The following is a 12485-nucleotide window of genomic DNA, read 5'->3' as shown; positions in this document are numbered from 1 at the left end:
CAGGACAACCACACGATTCCGCGTTTGTCGTAGGGAAAATTACCTGTGCTTCTCGAAGCGATAAAACAGGTTCGGCTCGCTGACCATGTACAGCGTGCCGTCTTCGTCCATGGTCAGGCCTTCGGCGCGGGGAATGGTGTCTTTCAGACCGTTGAAATTGCCGAGCAAGGTCATGAAGCTGACTTGCTCGCCACGCTCGTCCAGTTCCAGCAACAGGTGCGAATCGGCCGACAACACCAGTAGATGGCCAGTGCGCGGATCGACCGCCAGCGCCGAGAGATTGCGAATGTCGAGCTCGTCACTGGCCAGCTTCTGCTTGTCGCCGATCAGCGTCTGACTGCCATCGCTCTTCCAGGTGAACAACGCCGGCGGGTGTTCTTCACCCAGCACAAGCTGATGATTGCGCGGATCCCAGGTGATGGCTTCAAAAGCCTTGTTCTGGTCTTTCGACGGCCCGAGGTCGTATTTCGGAAAGTCGGCAATGTTCAGCTCGCGGGTACCGGCGTCGACCTTGACGATCGACAACGTGTGCTGGCGCTCATCGACAATCGCCATCAGGCCGTTTTCCATGACCGTCAGACCTTCGGGATTGCTCCAGCCCACCAGCGGCATCTTGCGCAGCACCTCGCCCTGCAGTGTCAGCTCAGCGAGGAACGGATTTTTGCCCATCACCGAAAACAGGGTTTTGGTCTGCGGGTTGTAAGCCAGGTCGGAAGCTTCGTCCTTCTCCATGCCCGGCAACGGTTTGGCGTCGATCACCACCTGATAGTCCGGCAGCCACACGCTCTCCTTTTGCTCGGCCTTGCTCTCGAAGCGCTCCAGCACCCACAGCACACCACGATCATCCCAGTGCATGGCAAACGCCAGCCCATAAGCCGCCACGATGGCCAGCAACAGCCAGACATACCAGCGCAGAGCGAAGCGGGAACGGAGGGTGGGTTTCTGCTGAGTTCGAGATGCCATCAAGGGACGCGTTCCGTAAATTCAGGCCAAGGGTAATAGCACAAAGAGGCCGGCTGAGACGCCGCAATCGCGGAAATTATCCAGAGAGGATGTGAAAAAAACGGGAAATGGCGGGATTGGCGTGTGCGATATCAGCAGCAACGCAAAACGAATGTAGGAGTGAGCCTGCTCGCGATAGCGGTTTATCAGTCGAGATATGCATTGACTGGTAGACCGCTATCGCGAGCAGGCTCACTCCTACAAGGGGTTCTGCGGTGTGGCGGTTAGCGCACGCTGCTGCTGAAGCTGCTCGCCCCCGGCAGTTCAAGGACGATCTCGTCGCCGACGTTCAGCGGGCCGACACCCACCGGCGTACCGGTAAGGATCACGTCGCCGGCCTGCAGCGAGAAGCAGCCGGCCATGTGCTGGATCATCGGCACGATCGGATTGAGCATCGCACTGCTGTTGCCGTCCTGGCGCACTTCGCCGTCGATGGTCAGGCGGATGCCGATGTCGGTCAGGTCAGCGAAAGTGCTGCCGACCACGAACGGCGCGATCACCGCCGCGCCGTCGAACGACTTGGCGATTTCCCACGGCAGACCCTTGGCTTTCAGCTCGGCCTGCTTGTCGCGCAGGGTCAGGTCCAGCGCCGGGGCGAAACCGGAGATCGCATCGAGGACTTCTTCGCGGCTTGGTTTGGTCGACAGCGGCTTGCCGATCAACACAGCGATTTCCGCTTCGTAGTGCACCGAACCGCGCTCGGTCGGAATGCTGAAACCGCCTTCCAGCGGCACCACGCAACTGCCCGGCTTGATGAACAGCAGCGGCTCGGTCGGCACCGGGTTGTCCAGTTCCTTGGCGTGTTCGGCGTAATTGCGGCCAATGCACACGACTTTCCCGATCGGGAAGTGGATGCGCGTGCCGTCGACGTACTGGTGCTGATAGCTCATTTACCGACTCCTGCCTTCATTGATTCAACAGAGATTACCGATCACACCGGGAAAATCTTCCCCGGGTTCATGATGCCGTTCGGGTCGAACACTGCCTTGACCGCTTTCATGTACTCGATCTCGGCCGGCGAGCGGCTGTAGGTCAGGTAATCACGCTTGGTCATGCCCACGCCATGTTCGGCCGAGATCGAGCCGTTGTACTTCTCGACGGTTTCGAACACCCACTTGTTGACGGTGGCGCACTTGGCAAAGAACTCGTCCTTGCTCAGGTTTTCCGGCTTGAGGATGTTCAGGTGCAGATTGCCGTCGCCGATGTGGCCGAACCAGACGATTTCGAAATCCGGATAGTGCTCACCGACGATCGCGTCGATTTCGCGCAGGAACGCCGGCACCCTGGAAACGGTCACCGAGATGTCGTTCTTGTACGGCGTCCAGTGGGAGATGGTTTCGGAGATGTACTCGCGCAGCTTCCACAGATTATGCAGTTGAGTTTCGCTCTGGCTCATCACGCCGTCGAGTACCCAGCCCTGTTCGACACAGTGTTCGAAGGTTTCCAGCGCGCTGTTGGCCACTTCTTCAGTGGTCGCTTCGAATTCCAGCAGGGCGTAGAACGGGCAGTCGGTGTCAAACGGCGCCGGCACGTCGCCGCGGCCCATGACCTTGGCCAGGGCCTTGTCGGAGAAGAATTCGAACGCGGTCAGGTCGAGCTTGCCCTGGAAGGCGTGCAGCACCGGCATGATCGAATCGAAATCGGCGGTGCCGAGGACCATGGCGGTGAGGTTTTTCGGTGCGCGATCAAGGCGCATGGTCGCTTCGACGACGAAGCCGAGGGTGCCTTCGGCGCCAATGAACAGCTGACGCAGGTCATAACCGGTGGCGTTCTTGATCAGGTCCTTGTTCAGCTCGAGCACGTCGCCCTTGCCGGTGACGACCTTCATGCCGGCCACCCAATTGCGCGTCATGCCGTAGCGAATCACTTTGATCCCGCCGGCATTGGTGCCGATGTTGCCGCCAATCTGGCTGGAACCCGCCGAGGCGAAGTCGACCGGGTAGTACAGGCCGTTTTCTTCAGCAACGTTCTGCAGATGCTCAGTGACCACGCCCGGCTGGCATACAGCGGTGCGGTCGGTGAGGTTGACGTCGAGAATCTGGTTCATGTAATCGAACGACACCACCACTTCGCCATTGGCCGCCACCGCAGCGGCGGACAACCCGGTGCGCCCGCCGGACGGCACCAGCGCGACCTTGTGGGTGTTGGCCCAACGCACCACGGCCTGCACTTGCTCGATGGTCTTGGGAAACACGATAGCGCTCGGCGCCGGGGCGAAGTGCTTGGTCCAATCCTTGCCGTAAGCATTCAGGGAGTCGGCGTCGGTGAGGACTTTGCCGGGCTCAACCAGGGTCTTCAGTTCATCAATCAGCGCAGGATTGGTCATCGACAGAACTCTCGAACAATTCATGGTCATCCTGAGAACGCTTCACGTCGCAGGAATGAGTGTTTAGCGGGGTGGCTATGCTAGCATACCGACCCCGCAGGACAGTGCCCAAGGCCAGATCCGCGGTGACGGCTTTCCTGCCGTTTGGGTCAGCTCCAGGCTGCGCCCCTCCCTGCCATTTTTCTCCGGGATACAGGTTTACGCAGATGAGCAAGACTTCTCTCGATAAGAGCAAGATCAAGTTCCTTCTTCTCGAAGGCGTCCACCAATCGGCTGTCGACGTCCTCAAGGCGGCGGGCTACACCAGCATCGAATACCTGACTGGCTCCTTGCCGGAAGCCCAGCTCAAGGAAAAGATCGCTGACGCTCACTTCATCGGCATTCGCTCGCGCACGCAACTGACCGAAGAGATCTTCGATCACGCGAAGAAACTGGTCGCGGTCGGCTGTTTCTGCATCGGCACCAACCAGGTTGACCTCAGTGCGGCCCGCGAGCGCGGTATCGCCGTGTTCAACGCGCCGTACTCCAACACCCGTTCCGTAGCGGAACTGGTACTGGCCGAAGCGATCCTGCTGCTGCGCGGCATCCCTGAGAAAAACGCTTCCTGCCACCGTGGCGGCTGGATCAAATCCGCGGCCAACTCGTTCGAGATCCGTGGCAAGAAGCTCGGCATCGTCGGCTACGGCTCGATCGGTACGCAGTTGTCGGTTCTCGCGGAAGGCCTGGGCATGCAGGTGTTCTTCTATGACACCGTGACCAAGTTGCCACTGGGCAACGCTACCCAAGTCGGCAATCTGCATGAGCTGCTGGGCATGTCCGACATCGTCACCCTGCACGTCCCGGAAACCGCGGCGACCCAGTGGATGATCGGCGAGAAGGAAATCCGCGCCATCAAGAAGGGCGGCATCCTGATCAACGCTGCACGCGGCACCGTGGTCGAGCTCGACGCCCTGGCGGACGCGATCAAGGACAAGCACCTGATCGGCGCAGCCATCGACGTGTTCCCGGTGGAGCCACGCTCCAACGACGAAGAGTTCGAAAGCCCGCTGCGTGGCCTCGACAACGTGATCCTGACCCCGCACATCGGTGGCTCGACCGCCGAAGCGCAAGCCAACATCGGTCTGGAAGTGGCGGAAAAACTGGTCAAGTACAGCGACAACGGTACTTCGGTGTCGTCGGTCAACTTCCCGGAAGTGGCCCTGCCGGCTCACCCTGGCAAGCACCGCCTGCTGCACATCCACGAGAACATCCCGGGTGTGATGAGCGAGATCAACAAGGTCTTCGCCGAAAACGGCATCAACATCTCCGGTCAGTTCCTGCAGACCAACGAGAAGGTCGGCTACGTGGTGATCGACGTCGACGCCGAGTACTCGGAGCTGGCGCAAGAGAAGCTGCAACACGTCAACGGTACTATCCGTAGTCGCGTCCTGTTCTAGAAAAGCAGCGGCAAGCTTCAAGCTACTAGCGGCAAGTGAACAGCGCTCTTGTTTTAACTTGCCGCTTGCAGCCAGCCACTTGTAGCTGAATAAAAAAGGGAGCCCCGAAGGGCTCCCTTTTTTTATTTCACGTTAACCGTGATTTTTTCCGAAACGATCGATGGGTCGAACGGCATGTGGCCGCTGTCGCCGAGGATCAATTGCAAGGTGTGCTTGCCGGGGGCCAGTTTGATCGTGGCTTCGGTCTGCGCCTTGCCGAAATGCATGTGGTGCGCGTCGGTCGGGATCGGCGCGCCTTCGGCCGGCAGGTCGTCGACGTCGATCAACAGATGATGGTGGCCGGTGTTCTTGGTGGTATCACCCGCCGGGGCCAGCGCAATGTTCTTGACGCCGAACTTGACTTTGAATTCCTGGGAGACCGTAGCGCCGTCCTCGGGAGAAACGATGAACACTTCAGCATCCTTGGGAGCCGGCGTTGCCGCACTGGCCAGCACCGAAACCCCCATCAGCACACCGGCCAACGCTGCACGTGACATAAAGCTTTTCATTTTCTTCTCCAGTTTTTCCGTAAAATCCGCACGGTCATGACAACTTCATGACCATTCGTTGTCGAAGGCACTCGACAACCATAGCAAAGCGAGCCTGAATCAGAGCGTCGCGATAATGATTTCAAAGGAGTGACCATGCGCTTGCTGCCTGGCCTGATCTGCCTGCTACCCCTTCTGAGCCCGCTGGCTCACGCCGAACTGATTGATGACGTCAACGACCGTGGCGAGTTGCGCATAGCCATTGAGGCTAATACACCGCCCTTCAATTACAAGGAAGGCGACACACTCACGGGGTTCGAGGTCGAGCTTGGGCAACTTCTTGCCAAGGAGCTGGATGTACGCGCCGATTTCATCGTCACCGACGAGGGCGATCTGCTCCAGGGCGTTGAAAGCGGCAAGTACGACGTCGCGCTCAACCACATAGCACTGACACCCGAACTCAAGGATCGTTTCGACTTCAGCGAGCCCTACGGCGAGGTCGATGGGCAACTGCTCGCGAAGAAGGACGAGACGCCACGGCCGATGGTGCTGGTGCAGGCGTTGACCGAAGAGAAGCCGAAAGCGGCGGCGCCGGTGGAACTGGCGATTCCGTTTCAAAAGGGCAATCCGGCGTTTCAGGCCAGCCTCAAGAGCGCGCTGGAACGGATCAAGGCGGATGGGCGGTTGGCGGCGTTGTCGCAGAAGTGGTTGAAACCGTAAGAGCCCCCTCACCCTAACCCTCTCCCGGAGGGAGAGGGAACTGATTGGGGGGATGCTTTAGTGATACGCCGACTTGGGATTGCTATACCGAATCCGAAATCGACTGATCATGGCTTTGCCGAACCCATAATCGCCAAGGTCTTTCAGGTCGATGGACAGCGCCAGACACCTCGGTCGGCCCCCTCTCCCCCCGGGAGAGGGCTGGGGTGAGGGCAACTATTGCGGATCAGTCCAAAGCTGCCAAAGCCACCGCCGCCTCATCCAGCTCTAGCTCATTGAACACCCGAACACCATGACGCCTGAGCAACGCCGCCGTCACCCCTTCGCCACTGACCTTGACCCCACTGAACGTCCCGTCATACGTCAGCAGATTCCCGCACGAAGGGCTGTTGGCCTTGAGCACCGCCACCCTGATGCCGTGCCGTTGCACCAGTTCCAGCGCTTGGCGCGCACCTTCGAGAAACTGCGCACTGACATCCTCGCCTTCGGCAGTGATGACTGCAGCATTGCCATCCAGCACCTCACCGCCCTGCCCGCCGGGAATCTCCGCCGCCGCCCTCGGCGTCGGCAAACCACCGGCCACCTCAGGACACAACGGCACTACACGGCCCTCGGCAATCCACTGCTCAAGCAGATCAAACGGACCACTCGCGCCACCGTCATAACGCACGCGATGGCCCAACAGGCAGCGGCTGACCAGAATCTTTTCCATGCTCAGAACGGCTCGTTGCCACGGCGACGGAACCACCCGGTCAGCGACAGCCGCTCGCGATGAGCCGGCAATACTTCGTGGGGGACTTCGCCGGAGAGAAACACCACCAGACAACCGCCGGTAGGTTGCACATCGTGCACACGCTCATCGTTCAAGTACATGCGCAACTGGCCGCCGTCCTCCGGCAGCCAGGCGTCGTTGAGGTAGATGACCGCCGACACCATGCGTCGGTCGTCATCGCGAAAGCGGTCGACGTGCTTGCGATAAAACGCGCCGGGCGGGTACAGGGCGAAATGGCATTCGAAATCTTCGAGGCCCAGAAACAGTCCGCGATTGAGCGCCTCGCGCAGACTGTCCATCAGGCTCAGATAGCGGTCGGTAGCGTCGGCCTGGCCGGGGTCGATCCACTGAATGTGATCGCCACGAATACCCTCGCGAATCTCCGAAAACGGCCCGCGCCCGACCGCCGCCGGCGCCAGTTCACCTTCGGCCTCACGTTTACGGCACTCGGCCGCCAGCGCCCGGGTCAGATCGGCGGGCAGGAAGATGTTCTGCTGCGACCAGCCGTGTTCGGCCAGGTCATCGACAATGCGTAACAGCAGTGGGTGTTCAGAGGATATCGGCATGGCGCGCATAGTATGCCGACGGCAATAAATCCGACAGAGCCACGCAGCGGCTTGCTACGAATTCTCGACAAGTACCGGCACCGCACGGACAATAGTCCGCTGCTGACAGGAGTCCCTATGCGCCGTTTGCTTTTTTCACTGTTGATGTTCTGCGTATTGCCCGCCTGGGCGGACGGCCACGATCAGTTGTACAAGGTCGCCGGCTGGCCAGAACAACGCGCGCATTTCAACGATGCCCTGAGCGCCGCCCAGCAGCGCTATCAGAACAGCCTGCCGCCTGCGGTGTTTCAAGCACTGGTCAACAACAGCAACCAGCGGTTCGCCGCGCAGGCCATGGATCAACGCGCCGAAGCGCAACTGCGACAGAAACTCGCTGATCCGAAACCGGCGCTGACCTTTTTCCAGTCACCGCTGGGCAAGAAAATCGTCGCCGCCGAACTGCTCGCGACCCGCCGCGATCAACTGGCGAAAAATGCCCAGGGCCTGCCAAAAATGCAGGCCAGCGACAGTCGTTTGCTGATCATCGGCCACCTGGCGCAAGCCTTGCCGGCCCGCGAGGCTGGCGCCGAGGTCAGTCTGGCGATTGCCGGCGTGGCGGCGGACAGTTTGAGTTCGATGATCCCGGGATTGCTCGGCGGTGGTCAGGCGCAGGGCATGTTGAATGGTCAGCGCCAGCGACTGATGGATCAGATCGGCGCCGATCTGAACAACACCCTGCTCTACGTTTATCGCGATTTGTCGGATGAAGAGCTGGAAGAGTTTGCGACGTTTGCCGAGTCGACCGAGGGCAAGGCTTACTATCAGGCGGCGCTGGCGGCGATTCGGGCGGGGTTGGCGGTCGGCCAGTGATCTTCGTTGCCTGAAAGATCGCATTCGCGAGCAGGCTCGCTCCCACAGTTGTAACGCATTCCCCTGTGGGAGCGAGCCTGCTCGCGAAGAGGCCCGCACAGCCGCTACAGATTCCGCCCCCTGATCCGCTTGCTCAAGAACTCGAAATACTCCTCACGCATCTCTACCGTCTCATTGGCCAGGTGATGCCGTGCCTCGGCCAGCAGCAGAATCTGCGGGCGGTCGAACTTCCATTTCAATACCTGCAGATTGTGCTGCCAATCGACCGTCATGTCCGCCTGCCCCTGAATGATCAGCGGCCGTCGCGGACTTTTTTTCGCGTGCTCGACGCGGATGATCCAGCGCGACAACGCGCCCACCCATTTCGTTGGCAGACGTCTTGGCTGTAACGGATCGGCCTGCAGAAACGGTAGAAAATCCGGGTCGTTGGAATTCTCGCTGAAGCGCCGCGCGACGCCGCGAACAAATGGCCGCAGCAGGTAATAACTCAACTGCGACCAGCCCCAGGCCCGTGGTCGCACCAGCGGCGCCAGCAGAATCACCTGGCCCTGCGCCGGGCTGTTCTCGCCATGGTTGAGCAGGTGATCGACGACAATCGCGCCCCCGGTGCTCTGCCCGCACAAATGCCACGGCTGCGGCAGCGCGATCGAAGTCGCTTCAGCGAACAACGCTTGCAGCATGTGCTGATATTCAGCGAAATCGCGGATGCTCGCCCGCGGCCCGCTCGACAGTCCATGCCCCGGCAAGTCGCAGGCAATCACCGCGAAATCCTGATCCAGCGCCCACTCGATCACATGCCGGTACAGGCCGATGTGATCGTAGTAACCGTGCAGCAGAAACAGCGTCGCCTTGACCTTCTCCGGCCACCAGCAATGACTGACCAGTTCGTAGCCATCGACTTCGAAACGCCCCATGCCGCGCCACACATCGCGCTCGGCGAAGTCGGTCTTGTAGAAGCGCTGATAAGCCTTCGCCTCATCCGATAACGGCTGCCACTCGGCCAACGGCTTGAGGCTCGCGCGTAAATGATCGGGGTCGAAAGTATCGGGCATGCGCACATTCCAAAGCGGTTAACGGACTTTATCGGCCTGCGATATTCATCTGTCGGAGCAAGCATGGCAAGCTACCCAACCTTTTCAGATTCCGAAACCATGCGTTCGCCCTACCGCACCGCACTGTTCGCCAGCCTGCTCGCGCTGATCTGCGCCGGGGTGCTGTGGGCGGCATATGACTGGTTTCAGGGCCGCTATCTGCGTGCGTTCAGTGAACACACGGCGGTGTTTTCCGGCGATCCGCTGCGCCTGCCGGACGACCTCGCCGGGCCGGGCAATATCCGTCTCGTGCACTTCTGGGACCCGGCCTGTCCGTGCAACGTCGGCAATCAACAGCACCTGAGCGAGATGGTCGAACAGTTCGGCGCGCGCGGCGTGGAGTTCTTCGCCGTGCAAAAACCCGGCAGCCACGGTCAGTTGCCCGCCACCCTCGCCGGCCTGAAAACCATCATCATCCTGCCCGGCTCCGAACAGATTCCCGCCAGCCCCGCCGTGGCGATCTGGGATCGCAGCGGCAAACTGGCCTACTTCGGCCCGTACAGCGAAGGCCTGACCTGCAACTCCAGCAACAGCTTTATCGAACCGATCCTGCATGCCCTGACGGAAGACCGCCCGGTGAACGCTACGCACACCTTGGCGGTGGGTTGTTATTGCCCGTGGCCGGCGGATGCGCGGTAAGGCATTCCGGACTTTTCAAGGACAGCGCTGCACCGCACAGATGCTCTGTGCTAAATGTTTGCAGCCCGACGGGCGGCCCTCCCGCCTGCACAAGGAGTCACCATGAAGCGTGCGTTGATCGTCGTTGCCTTGCTCATCGTTGTCCTGCTCTGCGCCGCTGGCGGCTATATCTACAGCAAGCAGCCGACGCGCCAGGGTCAGGTCGAGCTGCGCAACCTGCAAGGCTCGGTGACCGTGCGCTATGACGAGCGCGGTGTGCCGCATATCCGCGCCGAGAACGAAACCGACCTCTATCGCGCCCTCGGTTATGTGCACGCGCAGGATCGCCTGTTCCAGATGGAAGCCCTGCGTCGCCTCGCCCGCGGTGAGCTGGCCGAAGTGCTCGGGCCGAAACTGCTCGACACCGACAAGCTGTTTCGCAGCCTGCGCATCCGCGAGCGCGCCGCCAGTTACGTCGCCAGCCTGGACAAGCAGTCGCCGGCGTGGAGGGGCCTGCAAGCCTATCTGGATGGCATCAACCAGTATCAGGACAGCCACGCCGCGCCGATCGAGTTTGACGTGCTGGGCATCCCCAAGCGGCCGTTCACCGCCGAAGACAGCATCAGCGTCGCCGGTTACATGGCCTACAGCTTTGCCGCCGCGTTTCGCACCGAGCCGCTGCTGACCTACGTGCGCGATCAGCTCGGCGCCGATTACCTCAATGTGTTCGATCTTGACTGGCAGGCCAAAGGCGTACTTGCCACGGATCACACCAGGCATCCGCCAGCCCTCGCCGCCGGCGACTGGCAGGACCTCACCGCCCTCGCCCGCCTCAGCGAACAGGCACTGATCGACAACGGTCTGCCGCAGTTCGAGGGCAGCAACGCTTGGGTCATCGCCGGCAGCCGCAGCCAGAGTGGCAAGCCGTTGCTGGCCGGCGATCCGCATATCCGCTTTTCGGTGCCGTCGGTGTGGTACGAGGCGCAGCTGTCGGCGCCGGGCTTCGAGTTGTACGGCCATCATCAGGCGCTGGTGCCGTTCGCGTTCCTTGGGCACAACCTCGATTTCGGCTGGAGCCTGACCATGTTCCAGAACGATGACCTCGATCTGATCGCCGAGAAGGTCAACCCTGACAATCCCGATCAGGTCTGGTATCGCGGCCAATGGACCGACCTGCTCGTCAGCGAGCAACAGATCAATGTGAAGGGTCAGGCGCCGGTGACGATCACCTTGCGCCAGTCGCCGCATGGGCCGATCGTCAACGATGCCCTCGGCAGCGCTGCCGGCAAGACCCCGATTGCGATGTGGTGGGCATTCCTCGAAACACCCAACCCGATCCTCGACGGCTTTTACCAGCTCAACCGCGCTGACACGTTGGCCAAGGCCCGCGCGGCGGCGGCCAAGGTGCAGGCGCCGGGTCTGAATCTGGTTTACGCCAACGCCAAGGGCGATATCGCCTGGTGGGCCTCGGCCTTGCTGCCGAAACGCCCGGCCGGGGTGAAACCGGGCTTCATTCTCGACGGCAGCACGCCTGAGGCGGACAAGGACGGCTACTACCCGTTCAGCGCCAACCCGCAGGAAGAGAACCCGGCACGCGGCTATATCGTCTCGGCCAACTTCCAGCCGGTATCGCCGACCGGCATGGAGATTCCCGGTTACTACAACCTCGCCGATCGCGGCCAGCAGCTTGATCGTCAGCTCAGCGACAACCGGGTTAAGTGGAGCAACGAGGCCAACCAGAAACTGCAGCTGGGCACGACGACCGGCTACGGCCCGCGTCTGTTGGCGCCGCTGTTGCCCGTGTTGCGTGAAGTGGTGAGCGATCCGGCGCAACGCAAACTGGTCGAGCAATTGGCGCAATGGCCCGGCGACTATCCGCTGAATTCGGTCAGCGCGACGGTGTTCAACCAGTTCCTCTACGACCTTGCCGACGCAGCGATGCGCGATGAGTTGGGCAATGACTTTTTCGAAACGATGCTGTCGACGCGGGTCATCGATTCCGCCTTGCCGCGACTGGCGGCGAGAGCTGATTCACCTTGGTGGGACAATCGCAGCACGCCGGTCAGAGAAACCCGCGCCGACGTCGTGCGCACGGCATGGGCGGCGAGCATGCAGCATCTGCAACTGACCCTCGGCGACGGTGTGGCGGGTTGGCAGTGGGGCGCGGCGCACACCCTGACCCATGGCCATCCGCTGGGCCAGCAGAAGCCACTGGATCGGCTGTTCAATGTCGGCCCGTTCGCGGCGCCAGGCAGCCACGAAGTGCCGAACAACCTCTCGGCGAAAATCGGCCCGGCGCCATGGCCGGTGACCTATGGACCGTCGACCCGGCGTCTGGTGGATTTTGCCGATGCGGTGCATGCCCTGACGATCAATCCGGTCGGCCAGAGCGGCGTGCCGTTGGACAATCACTATGACGATCAGGCCGAGGCGTATGTGGAGGGGATTTATGTGCAGGCGCATTTCAGCGAGGAAGAGGTGCTGGCGAATACGCGGAGTACGTTGAAGCTGTTGCCTGCGCGCAAGCCCTGAAGAGCCCCTCACCCTAGCCCTCTCCCAGAGGGAGAGGGGACCGATT

12 protein-coding genes are annotated in these 12485 nt (G+C 61.1%); 5 read left to right on the top strand and 7 right to left on the bottom strand.

The window, feature by feature from the left end; genetic code table 11:
- Positions 1-39: 39 nt before the first annotated feature.
- The 3 genes from AEQ63_RS21870 to AEQ63_RS21860 form a co-directional block, all read right to left on the bottom strand.
- Positions 40-963 (bottom strand): SdiA-regulated domain-containing protein, encoded by a 924-nt coding sequence (locus AEQ63_RS21870; protein WP_064364712.1) that lies wholly within the window; start codon positions 961-963, stop codon positions 40-42.
- Between the two features lie 263 nt (positions 964-1226).
- A complete protein-coding gene (locus AEQ63_RS21865) occupies positions 1227-1892 on the bottom strand; it encodes a fumarylacetoacetate hydrolase family protein (protein WP_064364711.1) in 666 nt (221 codons plus the stop codon).
- Between the two features lie 41 nt (positions 1893-1933).
- Complete coding sequence (locus AEQ63_RS21860; protein ID WP_042606516.1) at positions 1934-3328, bottom strand: FAD-binding oxidoreductase; 1395 nt, start codon at positions 3326-3328, stop codon at positions 1934-1936.
- A gap of 206 nt (positions 3329-3534) precedes the next feature.
- Between AEQ63_RS21860 and serA the strand changes: the two genes are divergently transcribed.
- Positions 3535-4764 (top strand): phosphoglycerate dehydrogenase, encoded by a 1230-nt coding sequence (gene serA, locus AEQ63_RS21855; RefSeq protein WP_025112046.1) that lies wholly within the window; start codon positions 3535-3537, stop codon positions 4762-4764.
- A gap of 122 nt (positions 4765-4886) precedes the next feature.
- Here serA and AEQ63_RS21850 read toward each other — a convergent pair whose 3' ends face one another.
- On the bottom strand, positions 4887-5312 hold the full coding sequence (locus tag AEQ63_RS21850) for a DUF4399 domain-containing protein (protein WP_039757489.1): 426 nt from the start codon (positions 5310-5312) through the stop codon (positions 4887-4889).
- Positions 5313-5447: 135 nt separating this feature from the next.
- Here AEQ63_RS21850 and AEQ63_RS21845 point away from each other — a divergent pair, with 135 nt between their 5' ends.
- Entirely contained in the window at positions 5448-6011 is a 564-nt protein-coding gene (locus AEQ63_RS21845) for a transporter substrate-binding domain-containing protein (RefSeq protein WP_064364710.1), read from the top strand.
- Positions 6012-6237: 226 nt separating this feature from the next.
- On the opposite strand, the gene AEQ63_RS21840 is transcribed toward AEQ63_RS21845, so the two are convergent.
- Both AEQ63_RS21840 and AEQ63_RS21835 read right to left on the bottom strand, forming a co-directional pair.
- Complete coding sequence (locus AEQ63_RS21840; protein WP_064364709.1) at positions 6238-6723, bottom strand: DUF523 domain-containing protein; 486 nt, start codon at positions 6721-6723, stop codon at positions 6238-6240.
- A 2-nt stretch (positions 6724-6725) separates the two neighbouring features.
- Positions 6726-7358: a 2OG-Fe(II) oxygenase gene (locus AEQ63_RS21835; protein WP_064364708.1), complete on the bottom strand. Its 633-nt coding sequence runs from the start codon at positions 7356-7358 to the stop codon at positions 6726-6728.
- A 108-nt stretch (positions 7359-7466) separates the two neighbouring features.
- Between AEQ63_RS21835 and AEQ63_RS21830 the strand changes: the two genes are divergently transcribed.
- Entirely contained in the window at positions 7467-8198 is a 732-nt protein-coding gene (locus tag AEQ63_RS21830; protein ID WP_024014712.1) for a DUF2059 domain-containing protein, read from the top strand.
- A 104-nt stretch (positions 8199-8302) separates the two neighbouring features.
- Here AEQ63_RS21830 and AEQ63_RS21825 read toward each other — a convergent pair whose 3' ends face one another.
- Entirely contained in the window at positions 8303-9250 is a 948-nt protein-coding gene (locus tag AEQ63_RS21825) for an alpha/beta hydrolase (RefSeq protein WP_042606512.1), read from the bottom strand.
- Between the two features lie 99 nt (positions 9251-9349).
- Between AEQ63_RS21825 and AEQ63_RS21820 the strand changes: the two genes are divergently transcribed.
- Together AEQ63_RS21820 and AEQ63_RS21815 are read left to right on the top strand one after the other, a co-directional pair.
- Complete coding sequence (locus AEQ63_RS21820; protein WP_042606511.1) at positions 9350-9928, top strand: DUF6436 domain-containing protein; 579 nt, start codon at positions 9350-9352, stop codon at positions 9926-9928.
- 102 nt (positions 9929-10030) lie between these two features.
- The gene (locus AEQ63_RS21815) at positions 10031-12439 is read left to right on the top strand and encodes a penicillin acylase family protein (RefSeq protein ID WP_064364707.1); all 2409 of its coding nucleotides are present in this window, start codon (positions 10031-10033) and stop codon (positions 12437-12439) included.
- Positions 12440-12485 lie beyond the last annotated feature (46 nt).

Source organism: Pseudomonas sp. RIT-PI-o (assembly GCF_001297215.1).
Taxonomy (GTDB): domain Bacteria; phylum Pseudomonadota; class Gammaproteobacteria; order Pseudomonadales; family Pseudomonadaceae; genus Aquipseudomonas; species Aquipseudomonas moraviensis_A.
The sequence above is the reverse complement of the archived record's forward strand: the minus strand, read 5'-3'. Positions and strand labels throughout refer to the sequence as shown.

What these genes read in the sequence shown, in the direction of transcription:
- AEQ63_RS21830 (WP_024014712.1), top strand. Translation starts at nt 7,467, where the DNA reads ATGCGCCGTTTGCTTTTTTCACTGTTGATGTTCTGCGTATTGCCCGCC.
- AEQ63_RS21820 (WP_042606511.1), top strand. Translation starts at nt 9,350, where the DNA reads ATGCGTTCGCCCTACCGCACCGCACTGTTCGCCAGCCTGCTCGCGCTG.
- AEQ63_RS21835 (WP_064364708.1), bottom strand. Translation starts at nt 7,358, where the DNA reads ATGCGCGCCATGCCGATATCCTCTGAACACCCACTGCTGTTACGCATT.
- AEQ63_RS21865 (WP_064364711.1), bottom strand. Translation starts at nt 1,892, where the DNA reads ATGAGCTATCAGCACCAGTACGTCGACGGCACGCGCATCCACTTCCCG.
- AEQ63_RS21845 (WP_064364710.1), top strand. Translation starts at nt 5,448, where the DNA reads ATGCGCTTGCTGCCTGGCCTGATCTGCCTGCTACCCCTTCTGAGCCCG.
- AEQ63_RS21825 (WP_042606512.1), bottom strand. Translation starts at nt 9,250, where the DNA reads ATGCCCGATACTTTCGACCCCGATCATTTACGCGCGAGCCTCAAGCCG.
- AEQ63_RS21840 (WP_064364709.1), bottom strand. Translation starts at nt 6,723, where the DNA reads ATGGAAAAGATTCTGGTCAGCCGCTGCCTGTTGGGCCATCGCGTGCGT.
- AEQ63_RS21850 (WP_039757489.1), bottom strand. Translation starts at nt 5,312, where the DNA reads ATGAAAAGCTTTATGTCACGTGCAGCGTTGGCCGGTGTGCTGATGGGG.
- serA (WP_025112046.1), top strand. Translation starts at nt 3,535, where the DNA reads ATGAGCAAGACTTCTCTCGATAAGAGCAAGATCAAGTTCCTTCTTCTC.
- AEQ63_RS21815 (WP_064364707.1), top strand. Translation starts at nt 10,031, where the DNA reads ATGAAGCGTGCGTTGATCGTCGTTGCCTTGCTCATCGTTGTCCTGCTC.
- AEQ63_RS21870 (WP_064364712.1), bottom strand. Translation starts at nt 963, where the DNA reads ATGGCATCTCGAACTCAGCAGAAACCCACCCTCCGTTCCCGCTTCGCT.
- AEQ63_RS21860 (WP_042606516.1), bottom strand. Translation starts at nt 3,328, where the DNA reads ATGACCAATCCTGCGCTGATTGATGAACTGAAGACCCTGGTTGAGCCC.